24 protein-coding genes and 1 tRNA gene are annotated in these 21,515 nt (G+C 68.3%); 15 read left to right on the top strand and 10 right to left on the bottom strand.

The window, feature by feature from the left end; all coding sequences use genetic code 11:
* The first annotated feature begins 9 nt into the window (after positions 1-9).
* From ASF53_RS18220 to ASF53_RS18210, 3 genes are all read left to right on the top strand, one after another.
* Positions 10-288, top strand: coding sequence for a DUF2218 domain-containing protein (locus tag ASF53_RS18220; RefSeq protein WP_056201637.1), 279 nt, complete (start codon positions 10-12; stop codon positions 286-288).
* A gap of 50 nt (positions 289-338) precedes the next feature.
* Positions 339-860: a GNAT family N-acetyltransferase gene (locus ASF53_RS18215; protein WP_200943273.1), complete on the top strand. Its 522-nt coding sequence runs from the start codon at positions 339-341 to the stop codon at positions 858-860.
* Positions 861-1,015: 155 nt separating this feature from the next.
* Entirely contained in the window at positions 1,016-1,705 is a 690-nt protein-coding gene (locus ASF53_RS18210) for a DUF4142 domain-containing protein (protein ID WP_056201634.1), read from the top strand.
* A 452-nt stretch (positions 1,706-2,157) separates the two neighbouring features.
* On the opposite strand, the gene ASF53_RS25905 is transcribed toward ASF53_RS18210, so the two are convergent.
* The 5 genes from ASF53_RS25905 to ASF53_RS18190 all read right to left on the bottom strand — a co-directional run bounded on the left by ASF53_RS25905 (position 2,158) and on the right by ASF53_RS18190 (position 5,553).
* Complete coding sequence (locus tag ASF53_RS25905; protein ID WP_156635634.1) at positions 2,158-2,472, bottom strand: hypothetical protein; 315 nt, start codon at positions 2,470-2,472, stop codon at positions 2,158-2,160.
* A 183-nt stretch (positions 2,473-2,655) separates the two neighbouring features.
* Positions 2,656-3,429 carry a hypothetical protein gene (locus tag ASF53_RS18205; protein WP_056201631.1) on the bottom strand — a complete coding sequence of 258 codons (774 nt, stop codon included), beginning with the start codon at positions 3,427-3,429 and terminating at the stop codon, positions 2,656-2,658.
* A 70-nt stretch (positions 3,430-3,499) separates the two neighbouring features.
* Positions 3,500-4,330 carry a pyrroline-5-carboxylate reductase gene (gene proC / locus ASF53_RS18200; protein WP_056201629.1) on the bottom strand — a complete coding sequence of 277 codons (831 nt, stop codon included), beginning with the start codon at positions 4,328-4,330 and terminating at the stop codon, positions 3,500-3,502.
* 118 nt (positions 4,331-4,448) lie between these two features.
* Positions 4,449-4,955: a type III secretion system chaperone family protein gene (locus ASF53_RS18195; RefSeq protein ID WP_056201625.1), complete on the bottom strand. Its 507-nt coding sequence runs from the start codon at positions 4,953-4,955 to the stop codon at positions 4,449-4,451.
* Between the two features lie 316 nt (positions 4,956-5,271).
* Positions 5,272-5,553, bottom strand: a complete 282-nt coding sequence (locus ASF53_RS18190; RefSeq protein WP_056201621.1) for an accessory factor UbiK family protein — start codon at positions 5,551-5,553, stop codon at positions 5,272-5,274.
* 241 nt (positions 5,554-5,794) lie between these two features.
* Here ASF53_RS18190 and ASF53_RS18185 point away from each other — a divergent pair, with 241 nt between their 5' ends.
* Together ASF53_RS18185 and ASF53_RS18180 are read left to right on the top strand one after the other, a co-directional pair.
* Positions 5,795-6,517, top strand: a complete 723-nt coding sequence (locus ASF53_RS18185; protein ID WP_056201618.1) for a response regulator — start codon at positions 5,795-5,797, stop codon at positions 6,515-6,517.
* Positions 6,517-8,028: an ATP-binding protein gene (locus ASF53_RS18180; protein WP_056201615.1), complete on the top strand. Its 1,512-nt coding sequence runs from the start codon at positions 6,517-6,519 to the stop codon at positions 8,026-8,028. The genes ASF53_RS18185 and ASF53_RS18180 overlap by 1 nt, the downstream gene beginning before the upstream one ends.
* Positions 8,029-8,471: 443 nt before the next feature.
* Here the strand turns inward: ASF53_RS18180 and ASF53_RS18175 are convergent, their stop codons facing one another.
* Entirely contained in the window at positions 8,472-9,128 is a 657-nt protein-coding gene (locus tag ASF53_RS18175) for a glutathione S-transferase family protein (protein ID WP_056201612.1), read from the bottom strand.
* A 348-nt stretch (positions 9,129-9,476) separates the two neighbouring features.
* Between ASF53_RS18175 and ASF53_RS18170 the strand changes: the two genes are divergently transcribed.
* Together ASF53_RS18170 and rpsU are read left to right on the top strand one after the other, a co-directional pair.
* Positions 9,477-10,691: a polyhydroxyalkanoate depolymerase gene (locus ASF53_RS18170; protein ID WP_056201609.1), complete on the top strand. Its 1,215-nt coding sequence runs from the start codon at positions 9,477-9,479 to the stop codon at positions 10,689-10,691.
* Between the two features lie 431 nt (positions 10,692-11,122).
* Positions 11,123-11,440: a 30S ribosomal protein S21 gene (gene rpsU, locus ASF53_RS18165; protein WP_056201606.1), complete on the top strand. Its 318-nt coding sequence runs from the start codon at positions 11,123-11,125 to the stop codon at positions 11,438-11,440.
* 97 nt (positions 11,441-11,537) lie between these two features.
* On the opposite strand, the gene ASF53_RS18160 is transcribed toward rpsU, so the two are convergent.
* Positions 11,538-11,927 (bottom strand): response regulator, encoded by a 390-nt coding sequence (locus ASF53_RS18160; RefSeq protein WP_056201603.1) that lies wholly within the window; start codon positions 11,925-11,927, stop codon positions 11,538-11,540.
* A gap of 283 nt (positions 11,928-12,210) precedes the next feature.
* Here ASF53_RS18160 and ASF53_RS18155 point away from each other — a divergent pair, with 283 nt between their 5' ends.
* Positions 12,211-12,996, top strand: a complete 786-nt coding sequence (locus ASF53_RS18155) for a class II glutamine amidotransferase (protein WP_056201600.1) — start codon at positions 12,211-12,213, stop codon at positions 12,994-12,996.
* 153 nt (positions 12,997-13,149) lie between these two features.
* The gene (locus ASF53_RS18150; protein ID WP_056201598.1) at positions 13,150-13,941 is read left to right on the top strand and encodes a TSUP family transporter; all 792 of its coding nucleotides are present in this window, start codon (positions 13,150-13,152) and stop codon (positions 13,939-13,941) included.
* A 28-nt stretch (positions 13,942-13,969) separates the two neighbouring features.
* Here ASF53_RS18150 and ASF53_RS18145 read toward each other — a convergent pair whose 3' ends face one another.
* A complete protein-coding gene (locus ASF53_RS18145) occupies positions 13,970-15,016 on the bottom strand; it encodes a MaoC family dehydratase (protein ID WP_056201595.1) in 1,047 nt (348 codons plus the stop codon).
* Positions 15,017-15,293: 277 nt separating this feature from the next.
* Positions 15,294-15,584 (bottom strand): YggT family protein, encoded by a 291-nt coding sequence (locus tag ASF53_RS18140; RefSeq protein WP_003604312.1) that lies wholly within the window; start codon positions 15,582-15,584, stop codon positions 15,294-15,296.
* Between the two features lie 122 nt (positions 15,585-15,706).
* Here ASF53_RS18140 and ASF53_RS18135 point away from each other — a divergent pair.
* The 4 genes from ASF53_RS18135 (at position 15,707) to ASF53_RS18120 (ending at position 19,489) form a co-directional block, all read left to right on the top strand.
* Positions 15,707-15,782, top strand: a tRNA-Ala gene (locus tag ASF53_RS18135).
* Positions 15,783-16,540: 758 nt separating this feature from the next.
* Positions 16,541-16,960, top strand: coding sequence for a ribbon-helix-helix domain-containing protein (locus ASF53_RS18130; RefSeq protein ID WP_056201591.1), 420 nt, complete (start codon positions 16,541-16,543; stop codon positions 16,958-16,960).
* A gap of 76 nt (positions 16,961-17,036) precedes the next feature.
* A complete protein-coding gene (locus tag ASF53_RS18125; protein WP_056201586.1) occupies positions 17,037-18,296 on the top strand; it encodes an extracellular catalytic domain type 1 short-chain-length polyhydroxyalkanoate depolymerase in 1,260 nt (419 codons plus the stop codon).
* 281 nt (positions 18,297-18,577) lie between these two features.
* Positions 18,578-19,489, top strand: coding sequence for an alpha/beta fold hydrolase (locus ASF53_RS18120; RefSeq protein WP_156635638.1), 912 nt, complete (start codon positions 18,578-18,580; stop codon positions 19,487-19,489).
* 86 nt (positions 19,490-19,575) lie between these two features.
* On the opposite strand, the gene ASF53_RS18115 is transcribed toward ASF53_RS18120, so the two are convergent.
* Positions 19,576-20,445 carry a LysR family transcriptional regulator gene (locus ASF53_RS18115; protein WP_056201583.1) on the bottom strand — a complete coding sequence of 290 codons (870 nt, stop codon included), beginning with the start codon at positions 20,443-20,445 and terminating at the stop codon, positions 19,576-19,578.
* 99 nt (positions 20,446-20,544) lie between these two features.
* Here ASF53_RS18115 and ASF53_RS18110 point away from each other — a divergent pair, with 99 nt between their 5' ends.
* Positions 20,545-20,763 (top strand): hypothetical protein, encoded by a 219-nt coding sequence (locus ASF53_RS18110; RefSeq protein ID WP_056201580.1) that lies wholly within the window; start codon positions 20,545-20,547, stop codon positions 20,761-20,763.
* Positions 20,764-20,807: 44 nt separating this feature from the next.
* Entirely contained in the window at positions 20,808-21,515 is a 708-nt protein-coding gene (locus ASF53_RS18105; protein WP_056201576.1) for a YoaK family protein, read from the top strand.

The raw sequence follows: 21,515 nt of genomic DNA, 5'->3' as shown, positions 1-21,515 counted from the left end.
GAGACCGACATGCCCGAGAGCCACGCTGTGGTCAGCACCCCGCATGCCAGCCGCTACCTCCAGCAGCTCTGCAAGCACTGGGCTCACCGGTTCGAGACCGAGGTCGGCCCGACCGATGCCCGGATCGCCCTGCCGCTCGGCGAGACGCGGCTGCGTGCCGATGCCGACACCCTGACGATCGACCTGACCGCGCCCGACGCGGCGAACCTGCCCGACCTGCGCGACGTGGTCGTGCGCCACATCGAGCGCTTCGCCTTCCGCGAGACGCTGCGCTTCGAGTGGACGTGAGCCCGTCGCCGGAAGGACCGAGACGCATTTTGGACGGAGCCCACACCGGAATGAACGGCATGAGACGCGACGGGAACGTGACCATACGGGCCATGCGCGAGGAGGACGCGCAGGATCTCTTCGAGATCTACAACCAGCCCGCCTTCCGCTTCGGAACCCTGGCGCTTCCCTACGAATCGTTCGAGGCGGTGAAGAAGTGGGCCGAGCCCCGCTCGCCGCGGGATCTGCACCTTGCTGCGGAGCGGGACGGCCGCGTCGTCGGGGCGGCGGCCCTGCGCCCGTTCTATGGCCGGCGCGCGCATGCGGCGGAGTTCTGGATCGCCGTGCACAAGGATTTCGCCGGACACGGCATCGGCTCGCGGCTTCTCGCCGCGGTGATCGACACGGCCGACAACTGGATCAATATTTTGCGGATCGAGATGACGGTCTTCACCGACAACACCCGCGCCATCGCCCTCTACGAAAAGTTCGGCTTCACCATCGAGGGGACGCACAAGGCCGCCTCGTTCCGCAACGGCACTTTCGCCGACGTGTATTGCATGGCCCGTCTGCGCCCCTCGATCGACGCTTGAAGCCCGGCTCGGATCGCCTGAGCGTCTTCGGTCGAAGCCGCCCCTGGAACGGCAGGAACATTGCTGATTTCGCGAAGGTTTCGCCCGTCAGACTCCGGCACCGTCCAAGCAAATCGGCGCCCGAGTATCGTTTCCAGACCGGGAGATTCGATACCATGCATCGGCGCGATTTTCTGACCACTCTGCTGACGGCGACGGCGGCCCTGGCCGTCACCCGTACCGCCCTGGCGCAACCGGCACCGGCCGGTGCCATGCCGGCGCCCGTCTACCTCGCCATGGCGACGAAGGGCGGCCTGTTTCTTGAGAACACGGCGCGCGATGCCCACGCCAAAACCCGCAATCCGCGCATCAAAGCCTTCAGCCGGGCCGAGGTGACCGAGCAGGTCAACCTCGCGCGCAAGCTCGACCCCTATGTGGGTGCGGGCGCGCCGATGGCCGGCATGCCCGCCGGTCCGGGCGGCCTCGTCGGCGGCTTGGTCGCGGCGCCGCTGGCGGTCGCGGGCGGCGTTGCGGGCGCGACCGTCGGCGCGGTCGGCGGCGCGGTTGGCGGCGTCTTGGGTGTACCCGGTGGGCGCGGTCCCGGCGGCATGACGACGGACGAGCAGAAGGCTCAGATCCTGGCGCAGCTCTCCGGGATGCAGCCCGGCCCCGAATACGACGCGCTATTCGTCAACGCCTCGCTCCAGGGCCATCAGGAGGCCTACCAGATCCACGGCTCCTACGCGCAAAGCGGCGACGACCCGGCCCTGCGCCGCATCGCGGCGGGCGCGCTCCCGCTGATCGAGCGGCACATCGCGCAGCTCTCGCGGATGCAAGGGATGATGGGCGGCAGACGGGAGGGGTAAGGCCCGAGAACGCGGCGCATCGCTCGGATTCCGATCCCCGGAGTGATGCGCCTCGAAACCGTTCAGCGGCCATGCCTCCAATGGCACGCGGAATGCCTCTTCAGTGCCTCTCCCGGCCGGCGGAACGAAAGCTTTAGCTTGTCGTTCCTCAAAACGAGACACTGGAAAGGCGCAGTCCATGAACGCCGATGCGATCAAGAGCCGCGACGAAGCCCTGGCTCTGCTTGATGCCGAGTTGATTACGATCCACGACTTCATGACGCTCTGCGACCTGAAGGGCTGGGATCGGTAAAGCCCCTAAGGCCGGAGCATCGTCTCCGGCCGTTTGTGGACCCAATTGCACCGATGGCTCAGCGTTTCTTCGTACCGAGCATATTCGGCTGAGTCTGTCGCAGAATGCAGCACCAAGATCGGTGAAAGATCTGCACGGGAAAGCGGCAAGACCTTTACGGCTAGAACGGCGACCGAGCCTGAGGTTGAGCTGGATACAGGGCAGACGGGTCTTTGCCCTCGGCCTCCGACGCGCGGACCGATTCTCGGCACCGTTTCAGCCAATGGCGGGCTTCGAGCACACCGATGACAACTCCCAGCATCGAAGCTGTGACAGCGGCTGGGACGATCTTCGACGAATCCCAACGCAACAGATAGTCATCAGGACCGGGCCCCGGCCCGATCATCATGCCGATGCCCACGGCAATCCCTGGAAAAGAGAAGTAGAAAACCTTCTCGGCCACGATTGCCGCGCATTTTCTATGCTTGAATTGCATGGGCGAGCCATCTCACGGGTGCTCGCTCGAAAGAAGCGTGATCGCGCGACGAACCCGTTAAGCTGGCATTCTCGGCCTGGGTTACACACCGAGTTGGGAGGCGGTGCTTCTGATCGTCGTTCAGGGGTCGGACCGGCAAACGCGGTCCGACCCCTGAACGCACTTATTTGGTAAGCTCTGCGCTTAGATCGCCGCAGCCGGGTCGCGATCCTCGCCATCCCCCGCGGGCGGCTCCGTCCGGTCGCGGCGCGGGCGGCGCTCCAGAACGGCACGGCCGAGGGCACGCAGCGGCGCGGTGAGGCGGCGGGCGTCGTCGGCGCGTTCCATGAGGGTCTCGCCGCGGCGGATCTCGCGGTCGAGCTTGGCCATGGTGCGGGCGAGCGCCGGGTCGTCGTCATCGAGCCAGACCTCGACGGTGCGGGCGAAGGCGATCACGGTGCCCTGGAGCTTGAGCCGGCCGAGCGGCCCCTCCGTGTCGATGCCGGCAGCGGCCAGCATGTAGCGGTGGGAGTTCAGGGCGACCCCGTTGAGCGCCAGCATGGACAGGACATCGCCGCGCAGAGCGAAGGCGATGCGGCGCAGGGCCGGCTTGTAGGGCGTCATCGCGTCGAGCCGGCGCATCAGCACGTCGAACAGGCGCTCGCGGGCCGGCTCGTCGGCGAGGTCGGTCGTGTCGACCTCCAGCACCTTGCGGTCGATGATCCGCGACAGCCCGCCGAGCACGGCCCCCTTCGAGGGGAACAGGTCGCGCAACTCGGCCAGACTCAAGTTCGCCTCACGGGCAATGTCGCCGACCTCGATGTCGTTCCAGGGCTGCTCGGCGGCGAGCCGCATCAGCGCCTCGACCGCCGCCTCGCGCGGGTTGGGCTTGGACGAGGCTGTGCCGGAGTTCGACGAACCATCCGGTCCGCCCGTCTCGGGCTTGCCGCCGGTATTGGGCTCGGGGGCGGTTTCCATGATCCGTGCTCCGCATTCGGTTCACGTCTCATGTAGGGTCGGAGCCGCCCGCTTGGAACCGCCGGGCCTGTCAGCCGGACAATTCGCCCGCCCGCCGCCGCGCCGCATCGACCGCCTCGCGCATCAGGTCGGGCAGCGCGCCTTCGCGCATCAAAACGGCGAGCGCTGCTGCGGTGGTGCCGCCGGGCGAGGTCACGTCACGGCGCAATTGCCCGGCCTCGCGGGCATCGGCGTCGAGCAGGGCCCCGGCGCCTGCGACGGTGGCGCGGGCGAGATGCGCCGACAGCTCCGGCGGCAGGCCCGCCGCCATGCCGGCTTCCGCGAGCGCTTCCGCCAACAGGAAGACATAGGCCGGCCCGGAGCCCGAGACCGCGGTCACCGCATCGATCAGCCCCTCGTCATCGAGCCACGTGACGAGGCCGGAACTGGCGAGCAACGCCTCCGCACCCGCCCTGGCCTGCGGCCCGACCTCCGGGCTGCCGACGGCGCCGGTCGCGCCCCGGCCGATGCTGGCGGGCAGGTTGGGCATGGCGCGCACCACGGCCCGCGCGCTCGACAGGCGGCGCTTGAGGTCGGCGATGGTCTTGCCGGCCAGGATCGAGACGACGAGGGTGTCCGGGCCGATCCAGCCCCCCAGCGCCGGTGCCGCCGCGTCGAGAACCTGCGGCTTGATGCCGAGCACCAGGGCTCCGGCCGGGGCGGCGGCCTCGGGGTTGAGGCGCAAGCCCCGCTCGGCGCAGAGCATCGCGATCTCGGGCGAGGGCTGCGGGTCGACGACGGTCACGGCGGCGGGGTCGAGGCCGCCCGCGAGCCAGCCCCGCAGTAGCGCTGCTCCCATCTTGCCGGCGCCGGCCAGAACCAGGGGCGTGGGGAAGGCGGTCGAGGCGTGGTCCGGTGTCATCACTCTTGATCCCGCGTGGGGGCTAGAGCGCATTCCGACGAAGTGGTCACCGGTTCGTCGAAAGAATGCGCATCAAAACAAGAGACGCCGACCTGATGCAGGCAGGTCGGATACGTCTTTAGGCCTCGCCCTCGGTCTCGAACAGCACCGCGTCGAGGGCCTCGCGGGCGCTCTTGCCGGCCCAGAGCACGAACTGGAAGGCCTGATAGTAGCGCTCGCAGGCGTCGGCGGCGGTCTTCATCATCATCGCGCATTGCCCCTGCGTCGGCGCGATGCCGTCGGTCAGCAGCAGCGAGTGGCGAAACATCACCACGCTGTCCGACGACCACAGATCGAAATGGCCGATCCAGAGCTGCTCGTTCACGAGTGCAACGAGGCGCAGCATCTCGGCCCGGCGCCGCTCCGGCACCTTGAGGTCGAAGGCAGCGGCCACGTGCAGCGACTCGACTTCCTCGATCCAGGTGAAGGCGACGTGGTACTCGGCCCAGCGGCCCGAGACGGAGACCGACATCTCGTCGGTCTCGATGCGATCGAAGATCCAGTCGCGCAGCGAGGCGAGGCGCTCGACGACATCGAGCGGGTGCTCCGGCCGGTCGCTGTCTTCGATGAAGCTAAGCTGGGTCATGGCGATCCAAGTTGTCGGCCCGGTCGAGGGGCTCGATCGGGTCGGCGGGCAAAGCAGGGCCGTGACGGGAGTCGAGGCAACCCACGTCGATCTCCGTCCTGCGGAGGGGTTCAATCCAGATTTCGCCGCCCCGGGGTTTGGTTCCACCTTTCCGCCGGGGCGAATCAACTACGGATCGTTTATAGCCCGCGTCCCCCGCGGGCTTCAAAGCGTCGCCCCGGCATCAGCGGTGGGCAACGCGGCTATCCACCGATGCTTCCTGTGCAAAGAAATCCGGATTCACGCTTTCCCGCGAGGGTGAGTCCGGACTGCCCGCTCAGACCGATTCCGTGCTGCCCGCGCTGCCTGCCTCGGCGCCGAGCCGGGCCTCCAGCGCAGTGACCCGGGCGGCGAGCGCGTCGTTCTGGCTGCGCAGGGCGGCGACGAGGTCGCGCAGCACGTCCACTTCCTCGCGGGTGGCGACATCCATGTCGCGGATCAGGCGCTCGATCTGACCCTTGACCATCGTCTCGGCCTCGCGGCGCACCCCTTGGGCGGCTCCGGTGGCATCGGTGAACAGGCGGGCGACATCGTCGAAAATGCGGTTCGGGCCTTGCATGGAAATCTCCTCCGGCGCCCGGACCTGTCGAGCACGTGCCACCGACATAAGAATCGGCAGGCACCAGGGCAATCGAGGGACACCGACGAAACGCTTCGGCCGCCGCGGCCGTGGGGAGCGGAAATCCGCTCCGGATTGTTGCCGCTCGTATCGGGGCCGGCTGCGGAAACCCGCGGTTACAATCTTCACCGGCGGCCATACTTCCGGGCAGGTGGCGCGGGGGGTTAAGACAGAGGCCGTCATGACCACCACCAACCCGCCGACGCCCCATATCCTCATCGTCGAGGATGACCGCGAGATCAGCGCCCTCGTCGCGCGCTACCTGCGCGCCAACGAGTGCCGCGTGAGCCTCGCGGGCGACGGGCGCGAGATGGACCGGGTGCTGGCCGATGCCCGGGTCGACCTCATCGTTCTCGACCTGATGCTGCCGGGCGAGGACGGGCTGAGCCTGTGCCGGCGCCTCAGGGCCGCATCGCAGGTGCCGATCCTGATGCTCACGGCGAAATCCGAGGAGATCGACCGGATCGTCGGGCTGGAGATCGGCGCCGACGACTATCTCGGCAAACCGTTCAACCCGCGCGAGTTGCTGGCGCGCATCCGGGCGATCCTGCGGCGCAAGGGCGCCGAGCCGCAGGACGGGGACGGCGCACGCCGCTTCCACTTCGCGGGCTGGACCCTCGATGTCGGCCTCCGGCAGGTCTTGAGCCCCGAGGGCGCGCGCATCGCCGTCACGGGGGCGGAGTTCGACCTGCTCCACGCGCTGTGCCTGCGGCCGGGGCGCGTCCTCTCCCGCGACCAGCTCCTCGACCTGACGCAGGGCCGGGCGGCGGGGCCGTTCGAGCGCAGCATCGACGTCCTGGTCTCCCGGCTTCGCCAGAAGCTCGAGCGCGACCCGCGCAACCCCGAGATCATCCGCACGATCCGCTCGGGCGGCTACCTGTTCGCGCCGGAGATCGGCCGCTGATGAGCCCGGTGAGAACCACGGCGGAGCCGCCGCCCAAGGCCGCCCCTGGCGAGGCTCGACCCCGCCCGCGCCTGCCCTGGCCCCATCTGCCGTGGCCGCGCCCGAAAAAGGCCGCCGGGCAGATCGCGCTCCTCGTCGTCGCGGCCCTGCTCGCCGCGCATGTGCTCGCGGCGGTCACGCTGCTGGCCCTGCGCGAGCCGTGGCGGCCGGACGAGCGGCCCGGCGTCGCCGCGACCCGGCTCTCCGTCGTCGCGCGGCTGCTCGATGCCGCCGAGCCGGGCGAGCGCGAGGGGATCCTCCGGGCGGCGGCGCGCAGCCTGCCGACCCTGCGCATCGCGCCGTGGGACGGCGCCGCGTCGTCGGCGGGGCAGGGGAGCACCGGGCAGGGGAGCATGGGGCAAGCGAACACGGAGGACGAGATCGGGCAGCATCCGCTGATCGAGCGCCTGCGCGACGGGTTCGGGCGGGCGCTGCCGGTGACCGACCTCTCCCCCGGCCACGACCGGGGCAAGACCGGCCTCCTGCAGATCGGCATCATGACCCCGGCCGGCGCCCGGCTGCGGGCGGTGCTGCCCGACGATTTTCCGCGCCCCCCGGCGCAGGGGCCGATCATCTTCACCTTCGTCTTCCTCGGGGTCAGCCTCACGCTGCTCTCGTTCTGGGCGACGCGGGCGCTCACCGCGCCGCTGGCCGGCCTTGCGGCGGCGGCGGAGGCCTTCGGCACGGCGGAGGAGCCGCCGCCCCTGCCCCAGCGCGGGCCGGAGGAGGTGCTGGCGCTCGCCCGCGCGCTCGACCGGATGCGCACCCGCCTGCTGCGCCTGCTCGACGACCGCACGCAGATGCTGGCCGCCATCAGCCACGATCTGCGCACGCCGATCACCCGCCTGCGGCTGCGCGCCGAGTTCATCGAGGACGAGCGCGCCCGCGAGATGACCCTGCGCGACCTCGACCAGATGAACGGGCTCGTGGAATCCGCACTCTCCTATGTCCGGGACGGGCAGGGGACGCCGGGCGAGGGCCAGACCACGCTGATCGACCTCGCCTCGGTGGTGCAGACGGTGTGCGACGGGTTCAGCGACATCGGCGCGGCGGTGAGCCTGGAGCGGACCCGCCACGTCCTCGTGCGCGGCCGGCCCGACGACCTCCAGCGGGCGATCACCAACCTCGTCGACAACGCCGTGAAATATGGCGGCGGCGCCCGCCTCGTCATGGGGCCGGCGGGCTCCGGCGACCAGCCCGGCGTGGCGATGGAGGTGATCGACGACGGCCCCGGCATTCCCGACGCCGAACGCAGCGCCATGCTCAAGCCCTTCGTGCGCGGCGACCGCGCCCGCAACCTCGATTCCGCGAGCGGCTTCGGCCTCGGCCTGTCGATCGTGCTCGCCATCGTCGAGGGCCATGGCGGGCGCCTGACCCTTGAGAACCGCCCCGGCGGCGGCTTCTGCGCCCGCATCGAGCTGCCGCTCGCCGCCGGACGCTCTCGGGAGGCGGGGCCGGCCAAGGCGGCGTGAACCCTTCCGCAAAGTATGCGCCGGGGCAGGGTAGCCGCCCCCGAGCGCCGTGTGCCCGCTCGCGCAATCGGCGGCGCACGGGCTGCGAGGTCCGGCGCCGGTGCCGGCCTTCGGCCCCTCACCGGAGACCCAGCGCCCGATCGCACCCGGCTGGCCCGTGGCGTCATCCACTGCCACGCGCCAGCCGCTGCCGCGGGTGATCTGGCAGACATCCCAGAGGAGACCCGATTCCATCCGGATCGGCGAGGCAACGCCGCACGTGTCGGGGAAGCCTGCTTCCGCCGCCGCAGCCATCGCGATCTTGGCTGCCCGCTCAGAGCTGAGCTGCCCTTGGGACACGGCTCCGTACCGGGTCGAGCGGGAGATCAGGCGTCTCAGGAATGCCGCGATCCGAACGCGTCCGCGCAGCATCGTCATCCTCACCTAGGATCACCCCCCAGGTTCTAAAACTCCATGTCGAGCTCTTCGATCTCCTCAGGCTCGCTCTCAGCGAGCGCCGCCCACTCGCTCATCAGATCCCAGGCGAGGATCGTGTCGCGGTAGGTGGCCGATGTGAAGGGGAGGGCGACGTCGTAGGTGCGGAAGCGGGTGCAGACCGGGGCGTACATCGCATCCGCCAGGGTCGGCTGGGCACCGAACAGATAGGGCCCGCCCGAGCGCGACAGGCAATCCTCGAAGATCGCGCAGATGCGCTCGATGTCGCCCTTGGCGCCGTTGAAGATCTTGAAGCCGCGATGGAGGCTGCGCAGGTTCATCGGCAGCGCCGAGCGCAGGTTGACGAAGCCGCCATGCATCTCGCCCGAGACCGCCCGGCAGCGTGCGCGCGCGGCGGGCGCTTCGGGCAGGAGGCCGGCTTCGGGCCGGATCTCGTTGAGATATTCGGCGATGGCGAGCACGTCCCACACCACGATCGCGTCGTGTTCCAGCCGCGGCACGAGGAAGGACGGCGAGAGGTGGAGCAGTTCGGCCCGCGTCGAGGCGTCCGAGCCGGACAACACCTCCACCGAGAGATCGAGCCCGGCCATCCGGCACAGCAGCCAGCCGCGCAGGGACCAGGACGAGTAATTGCGGCTGGAGATCGTGAGCGTCGCCTCGGCCATGGCCCTCTCCCCGGATGCGCGTTGCTCGGGCCTGCTGCCCGGAACCCGGCTTTCGCGATTTTTATGGCAAGCCCTGTGCCGGATCGCGGGCCCTCTCCCGGCCTTTTCGGCAATAGAATGCCTGTTTCGTAAGCCCCTATGCACGGTGATGCATCCACATCACAGCAGCGCGATATATACTTTTGATAGGTTGCGCCCAATCCAGAACCGCTTAGCCTGCTCCATCCGGCAGCGTCACGTGGGGCGGCAGTGGCGACCGGGAAATGAAGCGGGCGAATCCGGGCCGTTCGGGACGTTCGCGAGAGATGGATGCGTGCAGGCACCTTGCGCGCTTGGAGTTTGCGCCCGATGCTCTACCAAGCCTTCGATGCCCAATCGGACATCGCCCGGCACACCCGCCAATGGGGCCGCCTCCTGCAGGAAGCCTCCGCGCCGTGGATGCGGACGCCCTGGCACGATGCCGCGAAATGGTGGTCGGCGGGTGCGCGCATGATGATGCGCGCCGGCCTCACCTTCGCGCGGCCGGCCTACGGCATCCATTCCGTCATGGTCGGCAACCGCGAGGTGCCGGTGATCGAGGAGCCGGTGCTCGCGACACCCTTCGGCACCCTGCTTCGCTTCCGCAAGGACATCGACACCGTCCAGCCCAAGGTGCTGGTGCTCGCCCCCCTCTCGGGCCACTTCGCCACGCTGCTGCGCAGCACCGTGCGCACGCTGCTGCCCGACCACGACGTCTACATCACCGACTGGCACAACGCCCGTGACGTGCCCCTCTCGGAGGGGCGCTTCGGCTTCGACGATTACGTCGATCACGTGGTGCGCTTTCTGGAGACCGTCGGCGAGGGCGCCCACCTCATCGCCGTGTGCCAGCCCGCGGTGCAGGCGCTCGCCGCCACGGCACTGATGGCGCACACCAAGAACCCGGCGCAGCCGCGCAGCATGACCCTGATGGCCGGGCCGGTCGATTGCCGCGTCAGCCCAACCTCGGTGAACCGGCTCGCCATCTCGAAGCCGATCGAGTGGTTCGAGAAGAACCTGATCGAGACCGTGACCGGACGCCACAAGGGGGCGGGGCGGCGGGTCTATCCCGGCTTCACGCAGGTGTCGGCCTTCGTCTCGATGAATGCCAAGCGCCACAGGGACGCGCATACGGACCTGTTCTGGCACTATGTCGACGGCAGCGCCGACAAGGCGCAGGCGATCGAGACCTTCTACGACGAGTATTTCGCCGTCCTCGACCTCGCCGCCGAGTTCTACCTCGAGACGGTCAAGATCGTCTTCCAGGACTACACCCTGGCCCGCAACCAGCTCACCTATCGCGGCGAGCTCATCGATATGGGCGCCATCCGGCGCACCGCCCTGATGACGGTGGAAGGCGAGCGCGATGACATCTGCGCCGTGGGTCAGACCATGGCCGCCCACGACCTCTGCTCGAGCCTGCCGCCGCACATGAAGACCCACCACCTCCAGACCGGCGTGGGTCACTACGGCGTGTTCTCGGGCCGCAAGTGGGAATCGCAGACCTATCCGCTCGTGCGCAACTTCATCGCCTCGCACGCCTAGGGCCGCTTCCGACCGGATGGCATCCGGCCGGCGTCTCACGGCCTTTCATGAGAATGTGCGTTCCGGCGAACCGGTCACGGCTTCGTCGGAACGCCCTCTCGGCGAACAGGCCCCGAGCGGGTCGCGTTCGAAGCGCGCCCACCCTCTCCTCGCGCGCGAGGTTAGAGAGTGGGCCTCGGGCAGCGCTTGCGATCGGGGCTGTTTCGGCGGCCACAGGGGTTTGCAAGAGTCTTTCCTGCACTTCCAACACGAACCTGTTTCGTGTATGCCGCGCGCTCAGGTGCAAATTCTTTCGCACCGATTCGGCTGCCGTCACGACGCCTCCTCCGGAATGCAGCCCGGAGATAGGGGCGCCCGACGGCTTTTTCCCGGTTCAGCCGGGAATCCGGGGCCGGTGCGGTTCGAAACGACAAATCTAGGGGTTGATTCCGTTGCAGGTACTCGTTCGCGATAACAACGTCGATCAGGCGCTCCGCGTCCTCAAGAAGAAGATGCAGCGCGAGGGCATCTTCCGCGAGATGAAGCAGCGCAAGGCCTACGAGAAGCCCTCCGTGCGCAAGGCACGCGAGAAGGCCGAGGCTGTCCGCCGCGCCCGCAAGCAGGCCCGCAAGACCGCCATCCGCGAGGGTCTGATCGCCGCTCCGAAGCCGAAGCCCCGTACCGGCGCCCCGCGCCGTCCCGGCATGCCGAGCTTCTCGCAGCAGCCGGCGGGTGCTCCCGCCGCCGCTCCGGCCCCCGCCGCTTCCTAAGTCGCGCCGGCCGCCACGAGCGGCCCGCAGCCTCGCGATACGAAAAAGCCCCGCCGGCGCGACCGGCGGGGCTTTTTCCGTTGCCGATCGGTCCGCGTCAGGCGGCCTTGGCCGTCAGGGTGGCGCGCTCGGCCTGCCGCAGCAGTTCCAGCGGCAGCCAGGGCTTGCGCATATAAACAGCGTGCGGCGGGATCTCGGTCCGGCCCTCCTCGCGGGCGCCGGAGGTCACCACGAGCCGCACCTCCGGCCAGCGATCCTCGACCGCCCGCGCCAACGCCGCCCCATCCATCTTGCCCGAGAGGCGCGTGTCGGCGATCACCATCGCCACGGTCACGTCCCCGCGCTCAAGCACGGCCAAGGCGTCCTCGGCGCTCGAACAGGCGATGACGTCGAGGTCGGTCTCCTCGATCAGGACGGTGGCGAGATCGCGGGCGGCCTCGTCCTCCTCGACGACGAGCGCGACCGGGCTGTCTCCGGAATGAGCCATGATGTGTCCCTGAAGCTGTGCGAGCGGTTTGGAAGCGGCGGCCCGGCCATGGGCACGCCGCGGCGGAATCGGCGGCGCCGACGATGCTTGCCCTGCGACAACAAGTTTGGGGATGATCGGTTCAGCGAATTTGTGCCAGCTCGAACCCTTCCGACCGATCCCTCCCTTAACGGACTGTTCACCACACGGAACGAATTGTTACAGTCCGGCGACACGCAGCGGCCCAAGCGGACCGATGCTTGCATAGCTCGCTCCGGACCGCAAAGGAGGCTCTTGTTCCACCATGTGCCGCTTCCTCGCCTATCTCGGTGAGCCGGTCTTTCTGAACGAGCTGGTTTGCGCCCCGACCCATTCGCTGGTCCATCAGTCGCTGCACGCCTCCGAGGCGAAGACCGAGACCAACGGTGACGGGTTCGGGATCGGCTGGTACGGCGAGCATACCGAGCCAGGCCTCTACCGCGACATCTGCCCGGCCTGGTCCGATGAAAACCTCGTGAACCTCTGCCGGCAGGTGCGGGCGCGGACGTTCCTCGCCCATGTGCGGGCGGCCACCGGCACGGCGACGACGCGAGCCAACTGCCACCCCTTCGCCCATGGCCGCCACCTGTTCATGCATAACGGCCAGATCGGCGGCTATCACCGGATCAAGCGGCGCCTGGAAGCGATGATCCCCGACGAGCTGTACGACACCCGTCGCGGCTCGACGGATTCGGAGGCGCTGTTCCTGCTCGCGCTCGCCAACGGCCTCGATGCCGATCCCGTCGCCGCCATGGAGGCGACCTGCGCCACCGTGCGCGGCCTGATGCAGGAGGCGCGCATCGCCGAGGCCTTCCGCTTCACCGCCGTGCTCACCGACGGCGAGAACCTGACCGCCTTCCGCTGGGCCTGCGACGGGCGCCCGCCGAGCCTCTATTACCGCGAGAGCGAGCGCGGCCTCACCGTCGTCTCCGAGCCGATCGACGGCTGCAAGGACGGCTGGAAGGTCGTGCCGAAGGGCGGAACGCTGCGGGCGCGCCGCGGCAGCCGCGCCGTCGTCACCCTGCCGCGCACGGAGCGCGCCGCCGCCTGAAGGCTTGCCCTGAGCCCGCAGCCATGGTGAAGGTTTCGAAAGGACGAGTCCTTTCGCGGGTGCAGGGCAGAGCCCTGCAGATCGGCTGCGCCGGCTTCAGGGCTCTGCCCTGAAAACCCACCAAAGGGCCTCAAGGCCCTTTGGAATCCCCCGATGATGATCGAACTTGAGACGGTAGCCGGCCTGTTCGGCGTGGCCGTGGTGGCGGGCGCCGTCGACGCCATCGCCGGTGGAGGCGGGCTGATGACCCTGCCGGCCCTGCTGCTCGCTGGGCTCGACCCTGTGAGCGCGATCGCCACCAACAAGCTTCAGGGCAGCGCCGGCTCGGTCTCGGCCACGATCGCCTTCGCCCGGCGCGGGTTGATCCGCTGGCGCGAGGCCGGGCCCGCCGCGCTCGGGGCCGGCCTCGCCTCGGTGGGTGGCGCGCTCTGCGTCAGCCTGCTGCCGCGCCCGGTGCTTGACGCGCTGGTGCCGCTGATGCTGGTCGGCATCGCCACCTACTTCGCCACCGCGCGGCGGATGAGCAACGAGGATGCGGCGGCGCGCATCACCCCCGGCCTGTTCGCCGTGACGCTCGCACCCGCCATCGGCTTCTACGACGGGGTGTTCGGGCCGGGCGCCGGCTCGTTCTACATGATCGGATTCGTGACGCTGCTCGGCCTCGGCGTGGTGCGGGCCACCGCCCACACCAAGCTCTCGAACGCCGCGAGCAACCTCGGCAGCCTCGCCCTGTTCACGCTCCAGGGTGTGGTGATCTGGCCGGTGGGGCTCGCGATGGCCGTCGGCGCCTTTCTCGGCGCCCAGGTCGGCTCGGCACTCGCCGTGCGCCTCGGCGCCCGGCTGATCCGCCCGCTCCTCGTCGTCATCGCCTGCGCGATGGCGTTGCGCCTCTTGTCGAACCCGGCCAATCCGTTGCGTCAGGCCGTGGCCGGGTTCTTTTCGTAGAGGTGTCAGCCTCTTATAGGCCGACGTTTCAACGCGGGATGAAGGCCCAATAGTCGAGATCGAGGATCACCGACGGGTCGTAGCCCTCGCCCTGCTTGTCCGGATAGGCGCCGCAGGACTGGTTCTTGGTCGCCACCGTGCGCAGGCGCAGGGCGCCGATATCGCTGCGGCCGGGCAGTTCGGCCGTCTCCAGCACCTCGGACCACGCATAGACCGTGTCACCGGCAAAGAGCGGCGCGACGTGGCGGCCGGCATTGATGCCGCCGATGGCGAACGCGTTGGCGAGCCCGTTGAAGCTGAGCGCGCGGGCGAGGGAGATGACGTGGCCGCCATAGATCAGGCGCTTGCCGAACTTGGTCTCCTTGGTCGCCACCGCGTCGAAATGGACCTTGGCGGTGTTCTGGAACAGGCGCGTGGCGATCTGGTGCTCCGCCTCCTCGACGGTCATGCCATCGACGTGGTCGATCTTTTCGCCGACCGCGTAATCCGCGAAGCGATGCGGGCTGCCGGCCAGCGCGAGGTCGTAGGCGGCCGGATCGAGCGGGGGCAGGGCGCCCGCGAGGTCCGCCGGGTTCACCACCTTGGCGAGGCTCGGCACGTGCTCCTCGGCGATTCTAGCCTCCGGGTCGCGCTTGCGCACGAGAACCCAGCGGCAATAGCTCAGCACGGTCCGGCCCGAGGCGTCGGAGCCGGTGGAGCGCACGTAGACCACGCCGGTCTGGCGGTTGGAGCTTTCCTTCAGGCCGATCACCTCCGAGACGGTGGAGAGCGTCTCGCCGGGATAGACCGGGCGGTGGAAGCCACCCTCGGCATAGCCGAGATTGGCCAAAGCGTTGAGCGAGATGTCCGGCACGGTCTTGCCGAACACGACGTGGAAGGTGAGGAGGTCGTCGAGCGGGCTTGCCGGGTAGCCGATCGCCTTGGCGAAGGCGTCCGAGGATTGCACGGCGAAGCGCGGGCCGTAGAGGGCGGTGTAGAGGGCCACGTCACCCGTGGTGACGGTGCGCGGCGTGGCGTGGCGGATGGTTTCCCCGAGGCGGAAATCCTCGAAGAAGCGGCCCGGATTGGTCTTCATGGCGCGCGTCGCTCCCTTCACGGCTCTTGCTGGCCGAGGGGCACCGCCTTGAATATCGTATTCAGGACGAGGCCCTAAACTTCTGACATTGCATCGGCTTTTCGACCGAGCCGATGCCCGACCGCCTTAGCAACGCGCCCGGCGCCCGCGCAATGCCGCGCTGGGCCGCGCCGCCATACCAAAATCCGCCAACCCATCGGGATGGCGGATTTCGGGCTTCGTTCCAGAGCCGCGCAGACTCGGCTCGGACGATGTCCGCCCTGCGGGCGGACGCTCCTCAGAAGGCCAGTTGGACGTAGAGGTCGGTGGCGAGCTTCTGCGCGAACAGCAGCAGCAGGATCAGGATGATCGGCGAGATGTCGACGCCGCCGAGATTGGGCAGCAGGTTCCGGATCGGCCGCAGCACCGGCTCGGTGACGCGATAGAGGAACTCGCCGATCTGCGAGACGATCGGGTTGCGCACGTTGACCACGTTGAAGGCCACGAGCCAGCTCAGCACGGCGCTCGCGACGAGGACGTAGATGTAGAGCTGGATGATGGTGTTGAAGAGCCAGAGCAGGGCGTTCATGCGGGGGGTATCGGTCCTCATCGCCCCGCACGGAAACCCGGCGTGAGGGACGCGGGTGCGGCGGGAAATTTCCGGAATTGACAGGCCGAAGCGGACAAGCCTACAAGGCCCTCGCCTCGGACGGGGCTGTAGCTCAGATGGGAGAGCGCCGCAATCGCACTGCGGAGGTCAGGGGTTCGATTCCCCTCAGCTCCACCAGGTTTTCCTCTCTAGGAAAGCCGAATGGTGGCAATGGGTTATGAGAGCGAAAAGTGACCGCTCTCCCCGGCAATGTCCTTAAGGGGACGGTTTTCTCCCCCAAGCGTCTGGGCCGCGCACCTTCACTCTTGAAGGCCTCCCCCCTATTCCCTGCGGCAGGCGACACACGCGGCGCGCAAACCCGAAGAGCGGCGAACCAAGCCGGAACGCGCTGACCCGTCGAACGTCAGCCCTTCGACGGCTGTCGTCACACGCCGTCCGGTCGTCGATGCGCCTGAGCGGCTGGAGCGCCGCGCCATTCGCCCGAGTCGATCTCTGAATGATCCAGTCGGCAGGGCTTGAAGGGGTCAGAGGCTTGTGCCTCCGGCGCTCCGATAGGGCAGTCCAAGCCTTCGGCCAAAGCCGCCGAGTTGGCCGCTCGCCCCACCCCGCAGACCGTCCGGAACCCCAATCCACGGGGTGTCGCCCGCGTATGGTTCGGTGCTCCAGCCCCGATGGTGGCCAGGGTGCATTCGTCGCTCGCGCCCAGAAAAGCGCAGCCTGTCGGTGAACACCCCGGTCAGGCGCTGAGCGATGCGCTCGACGTCACGCCGCGCAACGACCGGCAGCGTTGAGGCATCCGCGCCTCGTCCGACATGGCGGGCGTCTCATCGATTTTCGCTCCCAGCTCGGTCCGGAGCAGAGGCCTGCCCTTGTAAGCCACCCCAATCACACCATCTCAGGACCATCCAACGGGATGGTTTGAGGATGGTCCTGAGATGGCAGACGATGTTCCAGACCTCCGACCGCGAGCGCCCGACAGTGAGAAGCTGACGCTCAATCTCGGCTTCGTCGATCTCGGCCGCATCGATCTGCTGGTGCGCGACGGCTTCTATGCCAATCGTGCCGACTTCATCCGAACGGCCGTGCGCAACCAGCTCGACCGTCAGGGCGAGGCCGTCACGCAGTCGCTGGCCCGCAAGAAGCTCAGCCTGGGCCTCTCGCACTACACCCGGCAGGATCTCGAAGCGGCACGCGATGCGGGCACGCCGCTCCACATCCAGGTTCTCGGCCTCGCCAGCATCGCCCCCGATGTGACGCCGGAACTCGCCCGTGCCGCCATCGCCTCCGTGCAAGTGCTCGGCGCCTTCCACGCCAAACCGGCGGTCAAAGCAGCCCTCGCCGACCGTACGGCCTGATCTCTCGCCTCAACCCCTTTCGCGGTGAGGCCGGTCTCTTCGCGCCGGCCCGTCGACCTCATTCAGGATCGTGATCATGAACGCTTTCTCCAACATCGACATGGGTGAGGTGACCCGTCTCACCCGCGCCGGCCAGCTCACGGAAGCCATGGCCCTCCTTCAGGGACGCTCGGCCGCTGCCAAGCCGCAAGCGAGCACACCGGAGGCTGCGCCCGGCAAGGGCGGCAGCACCGCACGACCCTGGTCGACGATCGACATGGTCGCGCCTCGGACCGCGGGTGGAGCATGGACCGCACCGGGCTTCGGAAAGGCGACAGAGAGCGAAGCCCCCGCTGAGGGGACAGGTGCCTCGGAACGCCAGGGGCTTGCAGAGACCCTGCGGTCCTTGCGCGAGCGCTTTCCCAAGATGGGCTCGATCTCCGGCCTCGGGGATGGCCTCGGATCGCCTCAGCGATCCCCCGTCCCGGTACCCGATGGGGCCCGATACGAGGAGCGGGCCTTCTCCAATGCGGCGGGCAGCCGGGCGTATAAGGTCTATGTCCCGAGCGGCTATACCGGCCAGGCGCTTCCGCTCGTCGTCATGCTGCACGGCTGTACTCAGTCGCCCGACGACTTCGCCTCCGGGACGCGGATGAACGAGTTGGCCGAAGAGCAGACCTTCCTGGTGGCCTATCCCGGCCAGCCTCAATCGGCCAACATGCAGAAGTGCTGGAACTGGTTCAACGCGTCCGATCAGCAGCGCGGCGCGGGCGAGCCTTCGCTGATCGCGGGGATTGCCCAAGACGTCATCCGCGAGTTCTCGGCCGATCCGAGACGGGTCTATGTCGCGGGATTGTCCGCCGGCGGGGCGGCCGCCGCGATCATGGCGGCGACCTATCCCGATCTGTTCGCGGCGATCGGTGTCCATTCCGGGCTTCCCTATGGGGCGGCCAAGGATATGCCCTCCGCCTTTGCGGCCATGAACGGCGGCGGGACGGCTCAGCCGCTGGGAACGCGCGCTTCGGTCCCGACCATCGTCTTCCACGGTGACGCGGACCGCACCGTCAACGCATCCAACGGCGACCGCATCATCGCACAGGCCAAGCCGGAGGGAGTTTTGGGGACGGCCGTCACGCGCGGGGAGAGTCCGGGCGGCATGGCCTATACCCGGAGCGTCCAATCCGATCCGTCTGGCCGGGACGTGTTGGAGCAATGGGTTCTGCACGGCGCGGGCCATGCCTGGTCCGGCGGAAGCCTGAACGGCAGCTACACGGATCCGCGCGGTCCGGACGCCAGCCGGGAGATGGTGCGCTTCTTCATGGCGCAGACAGGCGGAACCGAGACGACACAACACTAAAGCTGCGCCTGATCAAATAGAGACGGCCGAGTCATCCCCTCTCCAGCAGCTTCGGGGTGATTTCGGCACGCTTCAGGGTTGAACCGCTTGCAGACACCAAGGAAGGCGGTGCGTCGCGCTTGCCGACGTCGCCGACCTCCCGACCTCGCCCGCTCCTGGCCTTGACGGGCGGCTGGAAGCGGGGCCTTCCGAAACCCTCTCTTGAGCCGGTGCGTTTCGCGGGGCGGGTTCTTCTCGGCGCACAGTTCGAAATCGGCTTTGGCTGAAACGGGAAATTGAGTGTGCCCCTGCGGTGGATCGGTGTGACGGCTGGCGCGATCCTGGTTCGTCTGGCCGGGGTGAACGCCGTGGCTCGGCGGTGCGCCAATCATGAGCACAGCCAAGATCTGGGTCGGCTCGCGGCAAGGCACACCCGCGTCAACGGTCGGACGATGTATGCCCGTGTCTCGGTCGATCCCGTCCCCGAGGATAGTCTGCCCGTGATCCTGGTCCACGGGCTCGGGATGTCGAGTCGCTACATGGTCCCGCTTGCGCGGCAACTCGCCCCTTACCGACGGGTCTACGCGCCTGACCTGCCGGGCTTCGGCTTGAGCGACAAGCCGCGCCACGTGCTCACGGTTCGCGAGTTGGCCGATGCGCTGGCGGCCTGGATGGCGGCGATCGGGATCGATCGCGCGGCCTTTATCGGCAATTCGCTCGGCTGCGAGATCTTGGTTGAATTGGCACTCGCTCACCCGCAGCGCGTCGATCGCCTTGTCCTGCAAGGGCCGACGCCGGACCCGGAGTCACGCAGCCTCGTTCGACAAGTGATCGGCTTCTTTGCCATTGCACCGTTCGAGCGCTGGTCGCTCGCCTGGGTGGCGCTCACCGACTATGCCCGTGGCGGGATCAAGCGCTACATCCTGACCTTGCGCAGCATGGTCGGCAACCGCATCGGCGAGAAAGCACGCCGAGTCACGCAGCCGACGCTCGTGGTTTGGGGCACACGGGACCACATCGTCCCCTATGAATTTGTAACGAGCCTTGCAGAGGCCCTGCCTCGCGGCCGTCTTGCCGTCATCCCGGGCGCCGCCCACGGGATCAACTACTCACATCCGAAGGCGTTTGCGGCGGTCTTACTCCCATTTCTCCTTGCCACAGGAGAGAGGCCGGTCACACGGAGCCGAATCCCAGCGGCCCGTGCAGGCTCATAATTCCAGCCCATCCATTGGTTGGCTTTTGCTGCTGGCGTTTCGGAGGCTGCCCTCGGCGACCGCCCCAGGGACGTGCGACGCGAGGCTCACCCTTCAGGAACGGCCTGAAGCTCCGCCGTGCTGGCGAGGATTGCCTCCTGCAACGCCGTCGCGGGGGCGTGCTGGCGACCTGAGCCGAGCACCACGAACTCGACCTCGCCGACGTCAGGCAATCCAGCCGTCTCAGGGATTGGTGCCAGTCCCGGCGGCATCACCCGCGCCGAGTGCGGCGCGATGCCGAGACCCGCTTCGACGGCCGCGCGCAGCCCCATCAGGCTGCCGCTGGTGCAGGCGATCCGCCACGAGCGGCCGGCCGCCTCAAGGGCATCGAGCGCCAGGGTGCGCGTGATCGAAGGCGGCGGATAGAGCACCAGGGGCAAGGGCAAAGCCGGATCGGGAGCGAAGCCGGGCCGGCCCACCCAGACCAGCTCTTCCGCCCAGGCCAGTTCACCGCGCGGATCGCCGCGGCGGCGCTTGCAGAAGATCACGTCCAGCTCGCCCGCATCGTAACCTTGGTAGAGGGCCCGGCTGAGACCGACCGTCAGCTGCAGATCGACGGACGGGTGGCCATCGGCGAAACGCGCCAGAACCTGGGCCAGGGCCGACAGGGTGTAGTCTTCGGAGACCCCGAGGCGGATGCGGCCGCGCAGGCCGCCCGGCGAGAAGAAGGCGCGAAGCCGGTCATGCGCCTCCAGCACGTCGCGCGCGAAGCCGATCATGGCTTGACCGTCCGGCGTCGGGGCGACCCGATGCGTGTCCCGCATGAGGAGGGAGCGGTCCAGCGCCTGTTCCAGCCGCGCGATATGCCCGCTGACCGTGGATTGCCGCACGCCAAGTGTCTGCGCAGCGGCCGTGAAGCTGCCGCTTTCCAGGACGGCGAGGAAGGAGCGGATCTGGTCGAGGTTGAGGTTGCTCATCATGGTTCGTGATAGCCGATATCCTTACCGCGCTGGAGCCCGGCCGGCTTAGGGTCCAGGCCGAACCCGCTTCGCAACACCCTCGCCGAGTCTTTCTCCGTGACCGCTCCCGTTGCCATAGCCATGATCTTCATCAGCGGCTTCGTCGCCATCCCGGCATCGGGCCGATGGGCGCAACAGATCACGGAAGCGCTCGCCTTCCTTCTCGCGACCATCGTGGTGGTCATCGCGGTCATGATTCTTTGCGATATCTGGCCGGATTACTACGCCAACCCGCAGATTTCGGCTGCTATGACCGAAATGCCACTCGACGATTAGCCCATGGCAACACCTTCGCGCCCCGACACATCAGGGAAAGCCTCGTGAAGCCGCAGATCACGGGTGACGGCACGTCCGCTGGAACCGCCCTCGCTTTCGTCGCCGGCTTCGTCGATGCCGCGGCGTTCATCGCGCTGACAGGGCTGTTCACCGCCCATGTCACCGGAAACTTCGTCCTGATCGGTGCGGAGTTGGTCGCGAGCTCAACCGGCGTGCTGGCGAAGCTTCTGGCGCTGCCTGTCTTCATGGCGGCCGTGGCGGGGGCCCGCATCCTTGCGCTGCTCCTGCAGCGGCGGGACGCCGATCCGCTGCCTTGGCTGCTCGCCGTTGAGGCGGCTCTCCTCGCGGGTTTCGGCTTGTGCGGGACGGTGTGGGCGCCGCTCGACGCGCCGGACGGCGCCCCGGCTCTGATCGTTGGCATGCTCGCGGTGGCGGCCATGGGCGTGCAGAACGCGATCGGTCGTCTCTCCCTCGGCCATCTCGCGCCGACCACGGTGATGACCGTGAGCGTCAGTCAGGCGGTCATCGATGCCGTGGATCTCGCCCTGGGAACGTCACGGAACCCGGCTCAGACGCGCCTGCGGCTGCTGCGTGTGTTGCCGGCGATTGCGACCTTCGCCGCGGGCGCTCTGTGCGGCGCCTTCGGGATCGCCCATCTGGCCTTCGGCTGCATCGCCCTGCCGATCATGGTCTTAATCGGCTTGATCGTCCTTGTTGCGATGGCGCCTGCCGCAGTGAACGCCACGACGTGA

Source organism: Methylobacterium sp. Leaf123 (assembly GCF_001423405.1).
Lineage (GTDB): Bacteria > Pseudomonadota > Alphaproteobacteria > Rhizobiales > Beijerinckiaceae > Methylobacterium.
This window is presented reverse-complemented; position numbering and strand designations above follow the sequence as displayed.